The following is a 17,651-nucleotide window of genomic DNA, read 5'->3' as shown; positions in this document are numbered from 1 at the left end:
CATCTTTATAAGCCAATATCAATTCCTAACATATAAGTCTTAGCCCAAGGGTATGTCCTAGCATTACTAGTGGATACTGAATATGTATTTGCTGTAGAAGCTTGCTCCGGATCTATATACTTGCTTTTTAACTTGGTATATGTCCAGATGTTCTCACCACTTACGTAGATGCGTAACTTGCTAAGACCTATTTTACTGATGACATTTGTCGGAACAGTATATCCTATGTTTAGGTTTTTAAGTCTTATGTACATAAGGTTTTGGAGATATTTGCTGTTTGCTACACCTAAAGATCTGTTGGAATTGTTCAAGGCTATATATCCTCTTGGTCTAGGGAAATATGCATCAGGATTGTCTTCACTCCATACTCGTGATAAGAAATCTTTAGGGATGAAAGTCATATAAGGTCTAGAGTATGGTCCCCAGAATGCCGATGCGTCGGTGCCCGGATACCAATGCTGTCTGCCAATGCCTTGGAAGAACACAGACACATCAAATCCTTTCCATGATGCGCCACTCGTAAAATTAAAGTTGTAGCGTGGTAAGGAATTACCTATTATTTTACGATCTCCAGGATTATCTGCGGTATTATTTCCTAATGAAATAACTTTATCACCATCCAAGTCTTCAAATTTCAAGTCACCGGCACGTAATCCTTTATCAATAGCCGAAGTGTTGATAATGGTATTAACAGATTGTTGATCGACATCATAATTTGCTGCTTCATCATCTGTTTTGAAGAATCCTTTTACTTCATATCCCCAGATTTGTCCCAAAGTCTGTCCTTCATAGAAGTTAGCGAGATTTCTATTGGGGTTATCGAATCTTGTGATTTTCGAAATATTGTCACCTAGACCGATTCCGAAATAGTAGGTAACAGGATTAGCAGCTATAGAGAATTTATCTTTCCATTTCACACTCAATTCCCATCCTTTTGTCAACAAGTCGGATGCATTTTCCCGTGGTATGGAGGCCCCATAATAGACAGGGATAGCTTTTCCTGCTGTCAACATATTCAAGGTTTCGCGTTGATAGATATCACCTACGATATTTAGTCGTGATTTAAATAAATCTATATCAAGTCCGAAATTTGTTGTATTTACTGTTTCCCAGGTGAGAGCGCTTGAGTTTGGAGCTGTTTCATCAGCATAAGGAGCTCTGCTGCCATCTCCAAAAGTATAGGATAAGGTACCTCCTGCATTAATTTTTTGCAGATAATCATAATAGCCTACTTGTTGATTCCCTAGAGAACCGTAAGAAAGGCGAAGTTTAAGTCCTGTAACAAGGCTTTGATCTAGATTTTTGAAAAATTCTTCATTTTCAATTCGCCATCCCGCGGCGAAGGAAGGAAAGAATCCAAAGCGATGACCTTTGGCAAATCGTGATGTACCGTCGTATCGACCAGCTGCTTCAAAAAGATATTTGTCTTTATAATTATAATTTACACGATAAAATACTCCGAATAAAGCATACTCATTCTGCCCTCCATTAACTTCGATAACTTCGCCGGTCGCTAATTCTAGGTCGGATAATTTGTTGCTTAATAGTCCATCTCTTGCCGCTTTGACATCTTTTAGATATTTGGTCTCATAGTTATATCCTCCCATTACTTTGAAATGGTGTGCTTCAGCAATACTTTTTTCATAAGTAGCATACATATTCACACCTTGGAAATAATGATTAGTTTGATTTTCTGACAACCTATTGTTACCAATACCTGTAGAAATGGTCAGTACTTCACCAGGGTATTTGGAGTATGGGATATTTACTGAGCGATTCTTCGTTTGGTAATTGTAATGAATGAATCGGTAGCTGGAGCGCAATTCCAATCCTTTGATAGGTCTTAATATGGCTTCTATGGTAGGAGAGAACTCCGATATTTTGTCTATGTTATAGTGGTCTCCTTGTGACAATAGCGCCGCATAGCCATCCATAACGGAATAATTGCTGATAGTGGTAGTGTATACGAACGTGCCATCAGGATTTACCGGTACTATACTTGCCAAACCGTGTGCAGTAGAACTGTTGAATGTATTTTCTACTCCGCCCGGACCAGGATATTCATATGCGGAATTAAAGTAGCTTAGATTGGTGTTGATATCTAACCAAGGTTTTACTTTAAAATCGATTTTAGAGCGTAAATTATATCGCTTTATTTCATCTGTATTTTTCCTGAAAATACCTTTTTGATCATAGTAGTTTCCTGAAAGACTATATTTAATATTTTCCGCTCCCCCTAATATGTTAATATCATGGGTATGCATAGGTCTTTTGTCGTTGTACAGGTAATTGTACCAATCAGTGTTGGCATAATAAATATAACTATCCCGTCCATCTCGATTGTCAATAACTACCCATGGTCTATCCGGATGTTCGGTCTTATCATTACGTCGTATCCATAGTTGATAGTAGTCCTCCTCTGTATAGCGTGTATAAGGGGTTCCTGCGTATTGCGAGAAGAATTTATCATTGATAGCTGCTGAATAATAGCCTCTAGTTTCATATTCTGTTGACGTCGTCGGACTACTTATCGATGTCTGTGCGCTGTAGGATATTTTACCACCGGTGCCTGAACCTGATTTTGTGGTTACAATAATAACGCCATAGGACGCTCGGGCTCCATAAACAGCAGCAGAAGAAGCGTCTTTCAATACCGTTACAGATTCTATATCGTTAGGGTTGATACGGTTGATGTCCCCCTCAAATCCATCAATGATTACCAATGGTGTTGCATTGCTGGAGATGGAGTTTACCCCACGAATGTTGAAACTTCCAGTTGCGCCTGGTCTTCCCGTTGTAAACTTGACCTGCATGTTAGGTACAGCACCTTGCAAAAGAGAAGAAGCATTTGCCGCAGGACGATTCTTTAATAATTCTGAATCTACAACAGTAGCTGCTGCAGTAAGATTTTCCTTCTTCTGAGTACCAAATCCGACAACCACAATATCCTCTAATACGTTTAATGCTTCTTCTAACTCCACATTAAACGTAGAGCTTGTCGGTTTGACGGTTTTTATATTATAACCGATATAAGATACCCTGATCTCACTTTCACTACTGCTTAAGGTAATGGTATATTGTCCATTCGCATCTGATATAACAGTGTTGGTGCTTCCAACCTCCGTTATGGTAGCCCCCGGGATTTTTTCCCCCTTTGTATTTGTAATAATGCCCGTAACGACTCTTTGTTGATTTATTTTATCGCTTGTTTCGGAAGCTGTATTAACGTTTACCTGACGTTGAGATATTATTATATTTTTATCTACGATCTTATAGGATAATGCATATTGACTGGATAAGTCATCCAAAACCTGTTTCAGATCGGCATTAATATATGGCCCCTGTACAATATCAGAAGAGGACAAAATAGACTCATTAAAAAAGACATTATAGCCAGTTTGCTTCTTAACAGCTTTTATCACATCTTCTACCTTTATCCCTTTCTTTTTCAGTGTTATGGTTTGCCCAAAGGAAACCGCGTTAACCTGAAGTGAGGTAGCCAGAATAATTGGTATAGCAATGCTCAATTTCATGAAAGTAGATTTAATAATTGGACTGGGTTTTATATGTTGAAACTCAAGTCTTTGATTTTTTTCCATACATTTGTGTTGATTGTTAGTTAATTACATTTGTTAGTTAAGTTTTCAATCAGGTCATTATTTGACTTAGGGCTAGAAGTGCGTCACCACTTCTAGTCTTTTTTACAAATTGGATTTTTGTACTATAATTTTCCTCCCTTCTCTTTTTAAGTTAATTGAACCGGTTAATTCCATTGTTTTTAATAATTTGTCAATATCCTCGTACCGAGAGATTGTACCCGTGAAGACGTCATTCTCGAAATTTCCTCTATATTCAATATCGACGCTATACCATCGCGCGATGCTCATCATTACTTCTTCTAATTTGGATTTGTAAAAAGCAAAATCTCCATCTTTCCATGCTGTAGTATACAAAGGGTCTACTTCTTTGATTTCGAATTTATTGGTCCAGATGGCTTGCTGATTAGGCTTTAGGGTTACAGAATTATTATCTTTGTCAACTATACTGACTTTCCCCTCTACAAGTGTGGTAACCACACGATTATCGTAGCTATTGACATTAAATTCAGTTCCTAGAACTTCTATTTGCTGACCTTTAGTCAACACTCTAAAAGGTACTTTTTTACCTTCGTTATAATATGTTTTCACTTCAAAATACACTTCACCCTCTGACAGAACTTTGCGTTCATTATGAATAAATGCATTCGAAAATTGTATAGTGCTTTCAGCATTCATCCATACCTTACTTCCATCGGGTAACTCTAGGGTTAGTTGCCCTCCTTTAGGGGTGGTCACTGTATGTAATTTATTGTCTGCAGCTCTACGGGCTAGCAAATATTTGAAATATAACTTACCATTTTGATCGACCTTACGTTCCAATCCGTATGCTTTCGCTTCATCTTCGCTGGTCAAGGTATCTAATAAGAGAATCTTACCGTCATCTGTTACTATTTTGGCTCGGTCATAGCCGGGAGTGACAAGAGCAACTTTATTATCCAGATTTTTAACTCCTGAATACCGGTAGTAATAGAACAAGACCGACATCGAGATAATAAACAATAGAGATGCGGCAGCTAGCAGTTTTTGCCATAAAGAGAAGTTTCTTCTGTTAAAGGCAAAGTGCTCTTGGGTATCAGCAAGAATCTCTTTAAAAACTTTTTCTTGAGTATGTTTTGGAAATTGGATATGAGACAATTCAGGCAAAGAATCATAGATTTCTTCCAGCTCTGAACTATCCTTGTTTTCCAGAAAGAATTTAAGTTCTTCAAACTCTTCAGAAGTACATTCTCCTGCTAAATACCGTTTTACTAAAAAGGCTAAGCGGGTATTCTTCATCATAATAGACTTGTTGTATAGATATACACGCGCCTATAGAAGAAATGTACTATTGAATATTCAGAATTTTTTTAAAAGAGTATGGTTAGGAGTTTATTTACTTTTAGGCGGATAATTTTCGTGGCTATAGCGATCTGATTTCTTACAGTATTAGGTGATACGCCCAACTTTTCAGCAATTTCTCTATAACTCAAATCTTCAATCTTGTTTAACTTAAAGACCTTAGCTTGCTTTTCAGGTAAAGTGTCCATGACGTCATGGATTTTGGTGCTTAGATCTTTAGAGACTATACTCTCTAGGAGATGTTGATCTCTTTCATCGTAATATTTTTCTAGGTATTCTTGATATACCATCTCAGATACGGATTTCCTGAAGGAGGAAATGGCCAGTCGTCTCGATACCGTATACAGATAGGGGAAAATCCCTTCTCTATCCTTGATTTTATCTCTATGGATAAATAGCCTTGTAAAAGATTCTTGAACAATGTCTGCACAAATTTCAGAGTCTAGGCATAGCCGGAATACTTTCCGATAAATCAAATTACTGTATAAATTATATATCTCTTCGAATGCAATGGAATCTCCTTTTTTGAAAAGTTCAAAAGTAGATTCCTTGACACAAATAGTTATACAATTCATAAGTTATAATTTGCTAGATTCTCTGAATCAAGATTTTAAATGATATATAGAACAAATCTAAGATAGGAAATTTGAAATTAAAATTTCAATATTCTAATAAGGTTTAATGTAAAGTTAATAAGAGGGAGTAATTATTTGCAGCTAATGTTAATTTATTGGTTGCGCAATAAATTATAGCGCAAGTTAAGAGAATAAAAAACGGGGACTTTATAATTATAAAATCCCCGTGTTGCAAATCGGATTAGAATTTTTATTTAACCAATGTCAGTAAATCATCATCAGTAATTTCTTTTTTGGCGTCGGCAAGCACTAAGAAACGTTGGTAAATGTCTGCCAACTGTTCTTTATCCAGATGATAGCCAAGACGTTCTAAGTGGTGTTTCAAGGCATGACGCCCCGAACGTGCTGTAAGAATAATATCTGCATCTTCCAATCCAACATCTTCTGGACGTATGATTTCGTAGTTTTCACGGTGTTTTAGGAAGCCATCTTGGTGGATACCGGAGCTGTGGGCAAAGGCGTTGCGCCCTACGATGGCCTTATTAGGCTGCACAGGCATGTTCATCATTTCCGAAACTTTTCGTGAGATATAGGTGAACAGCTTGCTATTGATGTTTGACGTAAGACCTCCGAAGGCTTGGTTGTGTACTTTCAAGATCATAGCCACCTCTTCCAAAGAAGTGTTTCCTGCTCTTTCACCGATACCGTTTATAGTACATTCGATTTGGCGGGCACCGTTTTGTACGGCAGCTATGGAATTGGCTGTTGCCAAGCCGAGGTCATTGTGGCAGTGGGCAGAGATGATGGCATTATCGATGTTCTTGACATTTTCTTTCAAGAACTTAATTTTTGCACCGTATTGATCCGGCAGACAATATCCATTGGTATCCGGAATATTAACTACAGTAGCGCCTGCGGCAATTACAGCTTCAATCATTTTTGCTAAGAATTCTACATCCGCACGGCCCGCATCTTCGGCATAGAATTCTACATCTTCTACATAGCTTTTTGCGTGCTTTACGGCTGCTACGGCGCGTTCGAGGATTTCTTCTCTTGTGCTGTTGAATTTATATTTGATATGTGTATCAGAAGCCCCTATACCGGTATGTATACGAGGTCTTTTCGCATATTTCAGAGCTTCTGCTGCCACGTCAATATCGTTTTTGTTGGCACGAGTCAGTGCACAGATGATTACATCATCTACAGCCTTGGAAATTTCGACTACAGACTGAAAATCACCGGGACTGGACACGGGGAATCCCGCTTCTATAATATCGACGCCTAAGCGTTCTAAATCTTTTGCAATTTCGACCTTCTCAGGCGTAGTCAACTGACATCCTGGGACCTGCTCTCCATCTCGTAATGTCGTGTCGAATATGTATAAGTGATTCGGATCGTGTAACATAGTCTTACTTTTATATGTTTATACCTTGGTTAATCTTATTTAATATACGCCAAAACTTTCTCACCCATTTCTTTTGTTCCCAAAATTTTGTCCGCCGGTGTAGAGGCATTAGCAATGTCTCCTGTTCTCCAGCCATCTTTAAGGGCTTCTGCTACGGCATTTGTTACAGCTTTAGCTTCTTCCTGGAGGCCAAAGGCTATATCCAACAGCAATGCTGCCGACAGGATGGAAGCCAGCGGGTTGGCTTTGTTATGTCCAGCGATGTCGTGTGCCGAACCGTGGATAGGCTCAAAGAACCCTGTGCTATCACCAATAGATGCTGACGCCAACATTCCCATGGATCCGGCGATCTGGGATGCCTCGTCGGTAAGGATGTCTCCAAACAAGTTTGCCGTCAATACCACATCAAACTTTTGTGGGTTTTTAATCAGTTGCATGGCCGCATTGTCGATAAACATATGTTCGGTTTCCACATCAGGATATTCTTTGGCAATTTCTTGCACCACCTCTCTCCACAGACGAGAAGTTTCCAGAACGTTGGCCTTGTCCACCGAGCACAATTTTTTACGGCGAGTGCGGGCTGCGTCGAAAGCTTTGCGTGCAATACGCTCAACTTCGTAACGGTGATAGTTCATCAAGTCCGAGGCGAAGTTATTATCTTCACTACGTTTTTTCTCTCCGAAATATACGTCTCCTGTCAGTTCACGGAAGAAAAGGATATCCGTGCCGCGCAGTACTTCCGGTTTTAAGCTAGAGGCATCCAACAGCTCATCAAACAGTAGGATGGGACGTAGGTTGGCATATAACCCCAATTCTTTACGGATTTTCAAAAGACCTTGCTCTGGACGTACTTTGGCTGTAGGGTCATTGTCGTATTTAGCATGTCCTATAGCACCAAATAATATGGCATCGGAAGCTTTCGCTTTTTCCAATGTCTCGTCAGGAAGAGGATTTCCCTTAGCTTCGATAGCTGTATGGCCCATGATAGCTTCATCGAAGATGAAGTCATGGTTGTATTTGTCAGCTATAGCTTCTAAAACTTTCTTTCCCCAAGTAGTTACTTCTTGTCCGATTCCGTCGCCCGGAATGATTAGAATATTTTTCTTCATTGCTTCTTCAAAGTAAAAAGTAATAATCAAAAGCCTGTATGCTTTACTTTTCTACAGCTTTCAATGGTTATGCTATAACGCTTTCTTTAATCTTTTTGTCGTTCAATACAATATCTTCAATGGCTTTTACTTCGCCATGCTCTAATACAATTCTATGGTCTATACATTGTGGCAGCTGGGACTCGTAATGACCGACGTAAATCAACGTTTTGCCGTAATGAGCCAGTTCGTCTACCACATCATTAAAATATTGGGTTTGATCGCTATCCAACCCTTGACAAGGTTCGTCCAGCACCAGTAGGGGCGGATTTTTCACTATGGTCCTTGCCAATAATGCTAACCTTTGTTTGCCCAAAGGGAGGGTATGTAAGATTCTGTCTTTGACATCCCTCAAGTCAAAAAATTCCAGCAGCTCTTCGATCTGAAGTTTCTCGTGGAATTTAACATCGATAAACCATCCGTTGCTATCATAGAATCCAGATGCTATGGTATGCCACACGGTAGCATTGGTGTCAAAATACCAATGCATTTCGGGAGAGATCATGCCTATTTTCTGCTTTATATCCCATATACTTTCTCCCGACCCTCTAGGTTGTCCGAAAAGCTTGAGGTTAAGTCCATATGCTTGAGGATGGTCTCCGTTGATGAGGCTGAGGAGGGTGGATTTCCCCGACCCGTTAGGCCCCTGCAATAGCCATTTTTCACCAACTTTTACGGTCCATGAAATGTCTTTGAGTACTACCTTGTCGCCATAGCGGATGTTAACATTTTCCATCTCGACAATGGTGTCGAAAGAAGTTTCGGGAACTTCTTTCAGGAAGGCAGGGATATCTTTTTTATTTCTTTTGCTGTCTCGGAAAAAGGAGGTTGGAGAAGACACGGTCTCCACCTTGCCGTTCACTATCTGTGCATAGCGGTTGATAGCTTTCGGAAGGTTATTGTCGTTTGTAATGAGAATGAGTTGTACTCCCTGATTGGCCCAGTCGTCAAGCCATGCGTTGAGTAAGGCTCTGGATTTGGTGTCTAGGCCGGTGTACGGCTCATCGATAAGAAGAAGCTGCGGTTTTATCCATAGTCCTCGGATTAGCTGCAGTTTCTTATGCTCACCGCTGGAAAGTTCGATAAGCTGAGTGGATTGAGCATGTTCAAAGCCAAAGTCATGAATACGCTGTTGGATGTCTGCAAAGCAGAGTCCTTCTTTTTGGGCAAAATGCTCTAAATCTCCTTTAACACTTAACGTATCTTTTCCTTGGTGGCGGTTATATCGCTGTTGATAATAGAAGTTTCTGTCACCTTCCAAATTGGTAAATTGATACCAGTTAGCGATGTATTCTACCTTGGCACGTAGCGGACTTTGAGTGTCAAAATGTATTTGTATTGCATCGTTGGCAGGTATAAGTCCGGCTATAGCTTTGGCTAATGTAGTTTTTCCAGAACCGGACTTTCCTCCAATAACATAATGTTCTCCCTTGCGGATAGACCATGATAGTCCATCCAATACCGTATGGTTTTGGTATTGAATGGTTAAGTTATCAATATGGACGACAGGTTCTGTCATGATATATTTTATCTATAAAAAGAAAAAGGTCTTGTTTGTTCGAAGTTCTCGATTTCTTTTTTATGGCTTAAGATAAAGTTTATGTCATCGTAGCCGTTCAAAAGGCAAGACTTTTTGTAAGGATTTATTTCGAACTCGAAAGACTCCCCTGTAGCAAGGATAGTGATAGTTTGTGCCTCCAAGTCCACTTCGAATTGTGCTTCCGGATTTGCAAACACCTGTGCAAAGATTTTTTCTAAGAACTCTTCCGACACAGTGATAGGCAATACGCCATTGTTGAGAGCGTTTCCTTTGAAGATGTCTGCGAAGAAGGAGCTTACCACCACTTTGAATCCATAGTCTTGGATAGCCCATGCCGCATGTTCACGCGAGGAGCCGCAGCCAAAGTTTTTTCCCGCCACCAAGATTTCTCCTGAATATTTCGGGTCGTTAAGCACGAAGTCCGCTTTCGGTTGGTTGTTGCTGTCAAAGCGCCAATCGCGGAACAGGTTGTCGCCAAAACCTTCACGGGTCGTCGCTTTCAAGAAGCGCGCCGGGATGATCTGGTCTGTATCGATATTTTCAATCGGTAGCGGAACTACACGTGAAGTTAATTTTTCAAACTTTTTCATTCCAAAATTATTTTTAGGGTTTAGAAACCTCTATTTAGTTTAATACTGCTGTAACTTCTCTTAGTTTAACGGTCATACGGATAGCGTTAGTATCCACCCAGTGGTTGTAATCTTCGATGGCTTGTTGACGTTCACTTTCCGAAACATAACCTTCTTTTACCAGCTGGTTGGACGCAGCTACGGCAGACCATAGTTTGATAGGCTTTAGATGTTCGGCATTTGTACTTTCGTATTGTTCGTCGGCATTACGAACATGAATGTCGGAGAAGCCATGTTCTTCGAAAATTTCTACCAAATCGAATCCTATACGGTTATTCATGCCGCCATCCTTTCGCCACATCAGAAACATATTGTAATAGTTTTGCATGCTGGCAGGCACCTTAGGCGTCCAGCTTATTCCTTCATGGTTATAATCCAGTATGGAAATCTGTCCCTGAGGTTTAAGTAGAGCCTTTACCTTATCAATGGCCTTATCTAGTGTAGATATCCATTGAAAGGTGCATGCAGAGATGATGATGTCAAATTTTTCGATGTTATCGTAGGTAAGAAAATCTCCGTGGATAAGTTCCAGGTTGGCGATATCTTTAAACGCTTCCTTGCCTTGGGCAATGCGAAGAGCGTTGTTGTCTATACCTACGACATGACCTTCTGGCCCTACCCGGTACGCTATATCCTTGGCTAAGGAGCCGTTGCCACAGCCTATTTCCAACACGCGCATACCCTTCTTTAGGGTTGGCAATAGTGTCTTGAAGTTCTGCTGTAAGGAGCGCGTGACACTCCCTATGAATGCATCATAGATTGAAGTGTCTATGACCTTATTTTTAGTAACGGGCAATGCCTGGCAAATTTGACACATAACAATGTTTTTTTAATCTATTTGTGTGCGGCAAAGACCACAAAATTCATATATTGATAATAGCAATGCGCATCATACAATTGGGCTTCTTCGAGCCATCTCAGCTGGTCGGAAAGCTTAGCCATCTTATCCAATCTGACACGTTTGAAGACGGCTTCTTTCTCTTCTGCTGTTAGTTTTTGCTGGTTGAGTACATGGTTTGTCCAGTCACTTTTGAAAAATGCTTCTGCCGTCTCATTTTCTCCTAACACCTGATCTGCATTGATGAAATATCCTCCTTTGCGAAGGCTTTTCTGTATCTTCTGAAACAATACTTTCTTTTGTTCATCTTCCAGATGGTGTATGGCCAAGCTGGAAATTACCAAGTCGTATTGGTCTTCTCCGAAGTCAGCTTGTGTAATATCTTCCTGACGGAAGGAGAATCCCTCTTCGCCTATGAATCGTGTCTTTGCCTTTTGGAGCATTTCTTCCGAAAAGTCTACCAAGGTGCAGTGCGCCTTAGGAAACTTTTGTTTGAAGAAGGCGCTCAACAGGCCCGTGCCTGCTCCTATATCTAAGATGCTGTGCACGGACTCTACCTGATCAGCAACTTTCAGGGCCATTCTGTAGAAATCCTGAAAACAAGGAATCAATAGCGGTCTTTGTCGGTCATATTTTGCCGACACGGCGTTAAACTGCTTTTGAAGTTCTACAGACTGATCCATATTCTTCAATCTAAATGTATTCTCTTACATCTACAACTTTTCCGGTGATGGCTGCTGCGGCAGCAGTCAGTGGACTAGCAAGCATGGTGCGTGCGTTAGGACCCTGACGTCCTTCAAAGTTGCGGTTCGATGTGGAAATACAATATTTTCCTGCAGGGATTTTATCTTCATTCATACCCAAGCATGCCGAACATCCAGGCTCGCGAAGTTGGAAACCTGCCTCTTCGAAAATTTTGTCAATGCCTTCGGCTCTGGCCTGTGCTTCTACCTGCTTTGATCCCGGAACTACCCATACTTCCACGTCGTCAGCTTTGCGTTTTCCTTTGACGAAAGTTGCTACCTGACGTAGGTCTTCTAGACGTGAGTTGGTACATGAGCCGATGAATACATAGTCTACTTTTTTTCCGAGGAGGCTTTCGCCATCGGTAAAGCCCATATATTCGAGAGCTTTTTTGTATGACGGTTGTTCACTTTCCGGTTGTTCGGAGGTAGGAGGGATGCTTTGTGTCACTCCAATACCCATTCCCGGGTTTGTTCCATACGTGATCATTGGTTCGATGTCTGCAGCGTCGAAGGTCAACACCTTGTCGAACTGAGCATCTTCATCCGAATATAATGTTTTCCAATAGGCTAATGCTTCATGCCATTTTTCCCCTTTAGGAGCAAATTCTCTGCCTTTGATATATTCGAAAGTGGTTTCATCCGGTGCGATAAGGCCTCCACGGGCTCCCATCTCTATACTCATGTTGCAAACGGTCATGCGTCCTTCCATACTTAATGAGCGAATGGCGGAGCCAGCATATTCGACGAAGTAGCCTGTACCTCCTGCAGCGGTAACTTTGGAGATGATATAAAGGATAATATCTTTGGCGCCGACACCTTTTTTCAGTTCGCCGTTCACCTCGATTTTCATTGTCTTCGGTTTCGACTGTAAAAGGCACTGGGTAGCGAACACCTGCTCCACCTGTGAAGTACCGATGCCGAATGCTATGGCTCCGAAGGCTCCGTGCGTTGAGGTGTGGCTGTCCCCACATACTATGGTTTTGCCCGGCAAGGTGATACCTAATTCGGGACCTATCACGTGTACGATACCTTGGAAAGGGTGACCTAGACCATATAGTTCTATGCCGAACTCTTTGGTGTTTTTGGTCAGCATGTCTACTTGGTAGCGTGATAATTCCTCACGGATAGGGAGATGTTGATTTAATGTTGGGACGTTATGGTCTGCAGTAGCTATAGTCTGCTTTGGGCGGAATACAGGAATTCCTCTTTTGCGTAACCCGTCGAATGCCTGAGGTGAAGTTACCTCATGGATTAGGTGTGTGTCTATGTATAGAATATCCGGAAAACCTTCTTCGCGTTTGACGACGTGAGCGTCCCATATTTTTTCTACTAATGTTTTACCCATCTTATGCGTTTATAGTGACAGTAATTTCGAAAGGGATACGGTCTTTGGAAGACCATATCCCTCAAATTCTATTCAAAATTACAAAATATTAAACTGTTTTTATCGCTTTCATGGCAGTCATCGCTTTACGCAACTTACGACCTACGATTTCTACAGGGTGGTTGCGGATGATGTCGTTCACCTGGATGAGCTGGATGTTGTCTACGGAGCCGTCTTTACCTTCATTGAAGTTTTTGCCTAACACGTCGGTGTCGATTTTCTTCATGAAGTCAGCCAATAGAGGCTTACAAGCTTGATCAAACAGGTAGCAGCCATATTCTGCGGTATCTGAAATCACGCGGTTCATTTCATAAAGTTTCTTACGAGCGATAGTGTTGGCAATAAGAGGAGTTTCGTGTAATGATTCATAGTATGCCGATTCAGGTTTTATGCCCGCTTCTACCATAGTTTCGAAAGCCAACTCCACACCAGCACGGATGAAGGCTACCATCAACAAATATTTGTCAAAATATTCTTGTTCGCTGATGTGAACATCTGCAGCTGGAGTTTTTTCGAAAGCTGTTTCTGCAGTTTCTGCTCTCCATTTCAATAATTTAGCGTCACCATTTGCCCAGTCTTCCATCATTGTTCTGGAGAACTCACCAGACATGATGTCGTCTTGGTGTTTTTGGAACAAAGGACGCATGATTTGTTTCAACTCTTCCGACAATTCGAAAGCTTTGATTTTTGCTGGGTTGCTCAAGCGGTCCATCATGCCCGTGATACCTCCGTGTTTCAAAGCTTCAGTGATCACTTCTACACCGTATTGCACGAGTTTAGCGGCATAACCAGGTTCAATACCTTTTTCAACCATCTTGTCGAAAGAAAGGATAGAAGCTGTCTGCAACAAGCCACAAAGGATAGTTTGTTCACCCATCAAGTCAGATTTCACTTCAGCTACGAAAGAGGATTTTAATACGCCCGCACGGTGACCACCGATACCTACGCAGTAAGCTTTAGCGTAAGCCCATCCTTTGCCTTCCGGGTCGTTTTCAGGGTGTACGGCGATCAAGGTAGGAACACCGAATCCTCTCAAATACTCGGCACGCACTTCAGAGCCCGGACATTTAGGAGCTACCATGATTACGGTAATATCCTTACGGATTTGCATACCTTCCTCTACGATGTTGAAACCGTGAGAGTATGATAAGGCAGCACCTTGTTTCATTAATGGCATCACGGCATTGATTACCGATGTATGTTGTTTATCCGGAGTTAGGTTGATTACCAAGTCCGCTGAAGGAATCATTTCCTCATATGTGCCTACCTTAAAGTTATTATCGGTAGCATTTTTCCAAGAGTCTCTTTTTTGTTCAATAGCTTCTTTACGTAATGCGTAAGAAACGTCCAAACCGCTATCTCTTAGGTTTAACCCTTGGTTTAACCCTTGAGCACCAGCACCTACGATTACGATTTTCTTACCTTTTAAAGCATTAACACCATCGGCGAATTCGGAAGAATCCATGAATTCGGCCATGCCTAATTGTTTCAATTGCTCTCTAAGAGGTAATGTGTTAAAATAATTTGCCATTGTAGTACTATTTTTAATCTATGTCTTTTCGTTAATTAATTTATTTGTTGATTAATCTTCTTTGTGCTATTGCATAGCCATAATGAAGGTTGTCGTGACCCGCAGTGAGTGTGATAACATCTTCTATGCTAGGCAATGTTTCTTTGTAAGTGTCAGTAGCAAAAGGAGTTATGTTGCTGAACTTTCCGGCTTTGTAGTCTTGTTCGATCTGATCGATAGTCTGTATCGCCAATCTTTTCAGCTCATCCACCTCTTCTTGTGACACAAAATAGGTAGGCTTAGACCCTTTGACGTAGGATTGTACGTATTTTATAGAACTGGCATCGGGAAGGATGCCCGAGCGTACATAACAAAGGGCTTGAGTGGCTACCACAATATGTCCGAAATTCCAGATGATATTGTTGTTGAATCCCTCCGGAATCTGGTTAATCTGTTCTAGGGTCAGGCCATCCAGAAGTTCTATGAAAGCTTGACGTGTATTACGTATAAATTTAAAAACCTGCTCCATTTCCAATTACATCGTAAACACTTTGTCCTGTTGATCCAAGTATTCGTTTTCCACTATTTCCGGTGCCGGTTCTTCTTTTTCAAACTGTTTTAGTTTTTCGTGGAAGCCGGCGCTAGCCTTGATGATGGCGATACGTGCTCCGCGTACGAACTCTATCAAGCCGTATTTTGTGAGCTCTTGAGTTAGTTTGTCGATTTCTTCGCGGTGACCGGCTGTTTCGAAAACGATATAGTCCGGACGGATTACCACCACATTGGCACCGTATTGGCGCAATAGACGTTCTACATACACTTTTTCGTTTACCACTTGGGTAGGAACCTTATACAAAGCCTGTTCCTGCCATATCAGTTCGTCATTGGTATTGAAATATGCTTTAAGCACTTCCACCTGTTTTTCGATCTGACGACAGAGTTTACGTACTACATCTTCCGACTCGGTAATCAAGATCGTGAAGCGGTGTATGCCTTCAACCTCTGAAGGAGAGGTGTTCAGACTTTCTATATTGATCTTGCGACGTGAGAAGATATTAGAAATACGGCCGATCATCCCTACGGCGTTTTCTGTGTATATCGTAATGGTAAATTCTTGCTTTTCCATTTTATTTCAATCTAATTTCTGATACAGAAGTACCTTGTGCAACCATCGGGAATACGTTGTTTTCTTTTCCCACCATTACTTCTAGTAGGTATGCTCCATCGTGGTTCAACATAGTTTGCAAGGCCTCTTTAAGGTCTTTGCGTTCTGAAATCTTTTGCCCTTGGATGCCATACCCTTTGGCCACGGTGACGAAGTCCGGGCTGGTTATGTTCACAAAGGAGTAACGTTTGTCGTGGAACAGCTGTTGCCATTGACGTACCATACCCAAGAACTGGTTGTTCAGGATTAATATTTTCACTTTGGCGCCAAACTGCATGATGGTTCCTAATTCTTGGATGGTCATCTGGAAGCCTCCATCTCCGATGATGGCGATGACATCACGATGAGGTGTGCCGTACCAAGCACCTATTGCTGCTGGAAGACCGAAGCCCATGGTACCCAATCCACCGGAAGTGACGTTGGATTTAGATTGGTTGAACTTGGCGTAGCGGCAAGTTACCATCTGATGCTGGCCTACGTCTGTTACTATGACGGCATCGCCTCCATTAAGTTCGTTCAGCACACGTACTACCTCTCCCATGGTCATAATGTCTCCTTTAGGGTGAAGCTCATCGTGTATAACTTCTTTAACTTCTTCTTGCTCCAGAGTTCTGAACTCTTGTAACCATTTGTCGTAGTTGCCTTTCTTGATAAGTTCGGTCAACATAGGGAGAGTTTCTTTACAGTCTCCCCATACCGGAACGGTAGTTTTTACGTTTTTGTCGATTTCTGCTGGGTCTATGTCTAGGTGAATAACCTTCGCCTGTTTGGCGTATTTATCCAGACGTCCTGTGACGCGGTCGTCGAAGCGCATACCCACAGCGATCAACACATCACATTTGTTGGTCAGAACGTTAGGAGCATAGTTGCCATGCATTCCCAACATCCCCACATGCTGTGGGTGGTCTGTTGGCAAAGCGCCTAAACCCATGACCGTAGCAGCAGCAGGGAAGCCTCCTTTTTCGATGAATTCTTTAAATTCCTGTTCGGCTTTCCCTAAGATTACCCCTTGACCGAACAATACGAAAGGGCGTTCTGCGGCGTTTATAACATCTGCCGCAGCTTCTATATATTCTTTACGCACAATAGGTTTAGGTCGATAACTGCGGATGTGATCACAAAGCGTATAACCTTTGTAGTCGAATAACTGTAATTGTGCGTTTTTGGTAATGTCAATCAATACGGGACCCGGACGGCCTGTACGGGCAATATAAAAAGCCTTTGCTAATACAGCTGGTATTTCTGTAGCATCCGTTACCTGATAATTCCATTTGGTAATAGGGCTTGTGATGTTGACTACGTCCGTTTCTTGGAACGCATCCGTACCTAGCAGGGAAGCAAACACCTGTCCTGTGATGCACACTATAGGGTTGCTGTCGATCATGGCATCTGCTAAACCTGTCACCAAATTGGTGGCACCCGGTCCTGAAGTAGCAAAAGCCACACCTACACGTCCAGAAGTACGTGCATACCCTTGAGCTGCATGTATTCCACCTTGTTCGTGGCGGACCAGAATATGTTTGATCTTGTCGTTGTAGTCATACAATGCGTCGTAGATAGGCATGATAGCGCCACCTGGATAACCAAATACGGTATCTACTCCTTCATGAATCAAAGCTTCCAATACCGCTTGCGAGCCTGAAATCTGTGTGTTGGCTGCAATAGTTTGTGATTGCTTTGTTTCTGTTTTCTCCAGTGTATTCATTTTGTAGTATTTTGTTAAAAGTAAAACTCAACAAGCTGGTTTCTTACCTCTTCTTTTTTAGTGTCTTAT

Annotated in this window: 14 protein-coding genes; all 14 read right to left on the bottom strand. The window is 41.6% G+C overall.

Annotated elements, in window-relative coordinates:
• Positions 1–5: 5 nt before the first annotated feature.
• The 14 genes from ABD873_RS11500 to ilvB all read right to left on the bottom strand — a co-directional run bounded on the left by ABD873_RS11500 (position 6) and on the right by ilvB (position 17,582).
• Positions 6–3,533, bottom strand: coding sequence for a SusC/RagA family TonB-linked outer membrane protein (locus ABD873_RS11500; RefSeq protein WP_345068457.1), 3,528 nt, complete (start codon positions 3,531–3,533; stop codon positions 6–8).
• Positions 3,534–3,701: 168 nt separating this feature from the next.
• Positions 3,702–4,877, bottom strand: a complete 1,176-nt coding sequence (locus tag ABD873_RS11495) for a FecR family protein (RefSeq protein WP_345068455.1) — start codon at positions 4,875–4,877, stop codon at positions 3,702–3,704.
• Positions 4,878–4,945: 68 nt separating this feature from the next.
• A complete protein-coding gene (locus tag ABD873_RS11490) occupies positions 4,946–5,512 on the bottom strand; it encodes an RNA polymerase sigma factor (RefSeq protein WP_345068453.1) in 567 nt (188 codons plus the stop codon).
• A gap of 250 nt (positions 5,513–5,762) precedes the next feature.
• Entirely contained in the window at positions 5,763–6,917 is a 1,155-nt protein-coding gene (locus ABD873_RS11485; protein WP_345068451.1) for a 2-isopropylmalate synthase, read from the bottom strand.
• A gap of 35 nt (positions 6,918–6,952) precedes the next feature.
• Complete coding sequence (gene leuB / locus ABD873_RS11480; RefSeq protein WP_345068449.1) at positions 6,953–8,026, bottom strand: 3-isopropylmalate dehydrogenase; 1,074 nt, start codon at positions 8,024–8,026, stop codon at positions 6,953–6,955.
• Between the two features lie 67 nt (positions 8,027–8,093).
• Positions 8,094–9,584, bottom strand: a complete 1,491-nt coding sequence (locus ABD873_RS11475; RefSeq protein WP_345068447.1) for an ATP-binding cassette domain-containing protein — start codon at positions 9,582–9,584, stop codon at positions 8,094–8,096.
• An 8-nt stretch (positions 9,585–9,592) separates the two neighbouring features.
• Positions 9,593–10,195, bottom strand: a complete 603-nt coding sequence (gene leuD, locus ABD873_RS11470; protein ID WP_345068445.1) for a 3-isopropylmalate dehydratase small subunit — start codon at positions 10,193–10,195, stop codon at positions 9,593–9,595.
• 34 nt (positions 10,196–10,229) lie between these two features.
• A complete protein-coding gene (locus ABD873_RS11465; RefSeq protein ID WP_345068443.1) occupies positions 10,230–11,051 on the bottom strand; it encodes a methyltransferase domain-containing protein in 822 nt (273 codons plus the stop codon).
• Between the two features lie 17 nt (positions 11,052–11,068).
• On the bottom strand, positions 11,069–11,755 hold the full coding sequence (locus tag ABD873_RS11460; protein WP_039053867.1) for a class I SAM-dependent methyltransferase: 687 nt from the start codon (positions 11,753–11,755) through the stop codon (positions 11,069–11,071).
• A gap of 10 nt (positions 11,756–11,765) precedes the next feature.
• A complete protein-coding gene (gene leuC / locus ABD873_RS11455) occupies positions 11,766–13,163 on the bottom strand; it encodes a 3-isopropylmalate dehydratase large subunit (protein ID WP_345068441.1) in 1,398 nt (465 codons plus the stop codon).
• 88 nt (positions 13,164–13,251) lie between these two features.
• The gene (gene ilvC / locus ABD873_RS11450; protein ID WP_039053857.1) at positions 13,252–14,733 is read right to left on the bottom strand and encodes a ketol-acid reductoisomerase; all 1,482 of its coding nucleotides are present in this window, start codon (positions 14,731–14,733) and stop codon (positions 13,252–13,254) included.
• A 40-nt stretch (positions 14,734–14,773) separates the two neighbouring features.
• Positions 14,774–15,241, bottom strand: coding sequence for a DinB family protein (locus tag ABD873_RS11445; protein WP_039053866.1), 468 nt, complete (start codon positions 15,239–15,241; stop codon positions 14,774–14,776).
• 6 nt (positions 15,242–15,247) lie between these two features.
• The gene (gene ilvN, locus ABD873_RS11440; RefSeq protein ID WP_345068438.1) at positions 15,248–15,838 is read right to left on the bottom strand and encodes an acetolactate synthase small subunit; all 591 of its coding nucleotides are present in this window, start codon (positions 15,836–15,838) and stop codon (positions 15,248–15,250) included.
• Position 15,839: 1 nt separating this feature from the next.
• A complete protein-coding gene (gene ilvB, locus ABD873_RS11435; protein WP_345068436.1) occupies positions 15,840–17,582 on the bottom strand; it encodes a biosynthetic-type acetolactate synthase large subunit in 1,743 nt (580 codons plus the stop codon).
• Positions 17,583–17,651 lie beyond the last annotated feature (69 nt).

Source organism: Sphingobacterium thermophilum (assembly GCF_039541675.1).
In the GTDB taxonomy this organism is placed as follows: Bacteria; Bacteroidota; Bacteroidia; order Sphingobacteriales; family Sphingobacteriaceae; genus Sphingobacterium; species Sphingobacterium thermophilum.
This window is presented reverse-complemented; position numbering and strand designations above follow the sequence as displayed.

What these genes read in the sequence shown, in the direction of transcription:
- ABD873_RS11500 (WP_345068457.1), bottom strand. Translation starts at nt 3,533, where the DNA reads ATGAAATTGAGCATTGCTATACCAATTATTCTGGCTACCTCACTTCAG.
- ABD873_RS11495 (WP_345068455.1), bottom strand. Translation starts at nt 4,877, where the DNA reads ATGATGAAGAATACCCGCTTAGCCTTTTTAGTAAAACGGTATTTAGCA.
- ABD873_RS11490 (WP_345068453.1), bottom strand. Translation starts at nt 5,512, where the DNA reads ATGAATTGTATAACTATTTGTGTCAAGGAATCTACTTTTGAACTTTTC.
- ABD873_RS11485 (WP_345068451.1), bottom strand. Translation starts at nt 6,917, where the DNA reads ATGTTACACGATCCGAATCACTTATACATATTCGACACGACATTACGA.
- leuB (WP_345068449.1), bottom strand. Translation starts at nt 8,026, where the DNA reads ATGAAGAAAAATATTCTAATCATTCCGGGCGACGGAATCGGACAAGAA.
- ABD873_RS11475 (WP_345068447.1), bottom strand. Translation starts at nt 9,584, where the DNA reads ATGACAGAACCTGTCGTCCATATTGATAACTTAACCATTCAATACCAA.
- leuD (WP_345068445.1), bottom strand. Translation starts at nt 10,195, where the DNA reads ATGAAAAAGTTTGAAAAATTAACTTCACGTGTAGTTCCGCTACCGATT.
- ABD873_RS11465 (WP_345068443.1), bottom strand. Translation starts at nt 11,051, where the DNA reads ATGTGTCAAATTTGCCAGGCATTGCCCGTTACTAAAAATAAGGTCATA.
- ABD873_RS11460 (WP_039053867.1), bottom strand. Translation starts at nt 11,755, where the DNA reads ATGGATCAGTCTGTAGAACTTCAAAAGCAGTTTAACGCCGTGTCGGCA.
- leuC (WP_345068441.1), bottom strand. Translation starts at nt 13,163, where the DNA reads ATGGGTAAAACATTAGTAGAAAAAATATGGGACGCTCACGTCGTCAAA.
- ilvC (WP_039053857.1), bottom strand. Translation starts at nt 14,733, where the DNA reads ATGGCAAATTATTTTAACACATTACCTCTTAGAGAGCAATTGAAACAA.
- ABD873_RS11445 (WP_039053866.1), bottom strand. Translation starts at nt 15,241, where the DNA reads ATGGAGCAGGTTTTTAAATTTATACGTAATACACGTCAAGCTTTCATA.
- ilvN (WP_345068438.1), bottom strand. Translation starts at nt 15,838, where the DNA reads ATGGAAAAGCAAGAATTTACCATTACGATATACACAGAAAACGCCGTA.
- ilvB (WP_345068436.1), bottom strand. Translation starts at nt 17,582, where the DNA reads ATGAATACACTGGAGAAAACAGAAACAAAGCAATCACAAACTATTGCA.